The following is a 1,198-nucleotide window of genomic DNA, read 5'->3' as shown; positions in this document are numbered from 1 at the left end:
GTTGCGCCAGTGTGAACCGCGCCGGGTTTGCCGGAGGCCGTTGGATGTGAGTCACGCTGCCATATCGATGTTGTCCGCGGCAGCATAATATTGTTCTTCGGCTTCGGCGGGCGGGATGTTGCCGATGGGCTCAAGCAAGCGGCGATGGTTGAACCAATCGACCCACTCGAGCGTCGCGTGTTCGACGGCTTCGAAGCTGCGCCACGGGCCACGCCGGTGGATCACCTCAGCCTTGTAGAGTCCGTTGATCGTCTCGGCCAAAGCATTGTCATAGCTGTCGCCGACACTGCCGACCGACGGCTCGATTCCGGCCTCGGCAAGTCGCTCACTGTATTTGATCGAGACGTATTGGCTGCCGCGATCGGAGTGATGGATGAGACCGCCGCTGCGCGCCGGTCGGCGATCGTGAAGGGCTTGATCGAGCGCATCGAGAACGAAGCCAGCATGGGCGGTCCGGCTCGCTCGCCACCCGACGATCCGCCTGGCGAACGTATCGATGACGAAGGCGACGTAGACGAACCCGGCCCAGGTCGCGACATAGGTGAAGTCCGAAACCCACAGCATGTTCGGTGCCGGCGCGCGGAACTGCCGGTTGACGCGGTCGAGCGGACAAGGTGCTGACCGATCGCCGACCGTGGTGCGCACTGGCTTGCCGCGGATCACGCCCGCCAGCCCCATCGCCCGCATCAGCCGCGCGACCGTGCAGCGGGCGACATCGAACCCCTCGCGCTGCAACTGTCGCCAGACCTTGCGGACACCATAGACCCGGAAGTTGGCCTCGAACACGCGCCGCACCTCGATCCTGAGCGCAGCATCACGCCGCGCCCGCGCCGACAGGCGCAGTGGATCCCGTCGCTGCGCGACATGGGCATGGTAGGTTGATGGGGCGATCGGCAGCACCTTGCAGATCGGCTCGACCCCATGAACGGCACGCTGGTCTTCGATAAACGCGATCATCGCTTGAACGGGCGGTCGAGCTCCGCCTTCTTCACCCACTCGTGCAGCGTCTGCGCTGCACAGCCAATCTTCGCTGCGATCGACACTACCGCTGCCCAGCGCGACGGGTGGTCCTTCTCGTGCTCCAGCACCATCCGCACCGCCCGGGCGCGGACCTCAGGTGAAAACTTGTTCGTCGTTTTGCTCGTCATAGCCCCTTACTCTCAGGAGTTGGGGCCTCCGGCAAACCCGGCGCGGTTCA

The 1,198-nt window shown here is 64.6% G+C and carries 1 pseudogene and 1 other annotated feature; the pseudogene reads right to left on the bottom strand.

What is annotated here, in order from left to right:
• Positions 1-51: 51 nt before the first annotated feature.
• Positions 52-1,148: pseudogene (locus tag LK12_RS23235) on the bottom strand (IS3 family transposase).
• Positions 883-999: a sequence feature (AL1L pseudoknot), on the bottom strand. Its footprint overlaps the pseudogene before it by 117 nt.
• Positions 1,149-1,198: the final 50 nt, after the last annotated feature.

It is taken from the genome of Novosphingobium malaysiense (genome assembly GCF_000802225.1).
Lineage (GTDB): Bacteria > Pseudomonadota > Alphaproteobacteria > Sphingomonadales > Sphingomonadaceae > Novosphingobium > Novosphingobium malaysiense.
The sequence above is the reverse complement of the archived record's forward strand: the minus strand, read 5'-3'. Positions and strand labels throughout refer to the sequence as shown.